Genomic DNA, 601 nt, shown 5'->3' on the forward strand with positions numbered 1-601 from the left:
CCCTCTCGACCATGGAGCTTATCCCCCACAGTCTCACTGCCGCGCTCTCACTTACCGGCATTCGGAGTTTGGCTAAGGTCAGTAACCCGGTAGGGCCCATCGCCTATCCAGTGCTCTACCTCCGGCAAGAAACACACGACGCTGCACCTAAATGCATTTCGGGGAGAACCAGCTATCACGGAGTTTGATTGGCCTTTCACCCCTAACCACAGGTCATCCCCCAGGTTTTCAACCCTGGTGGGTTCGGGCCTCCACGAAGTCTTACCTCCGCTTCACCCTGCCCATGGCTAGATCACTCCGCTTCGGGTCTTGAACACGCTACTCCACGCCCTCTTCGGACTCGCTTTCGCTACGGCTCCCCCACACGGGTTAACCTCGCAACATGCCGCAAACTCGCAGGCTCATTCTTCAAAAGGCACGCAGTCACGACCGCATGTGCAAGCACACACGGCGACGCTCCCACGGCTTGTAGGCACACGGTTTCAGGTACTCTTTCACTCCGCTCCCGCGGTACTTTTCACCATTCCCTCACGGTACTATCCGCTATCGGTCACCAGGGAATATTTAGGCTTGACGGGTGGTCCCGCCAGATTCACACAGG

General features: G+C 57.6%; 1 rRNA gene. It reads right to left on the reverse strand.

The window, feature by feature from the left end:
• Positions 1-601, reverse strand: a 23S ribosomal RNA gene (locus AN218_RS29280); the annotation flags it as partial.

The sequence above is a fragment of the Streptomyces nanshensis genome, assembly GCF_001751255.1.
GTDB lineage: Bacteria > Actinomycetota > Actinomycetes > Streptomycetales > Streptomycetaceae > Streptomyces > Streptomyces nanshensis_A.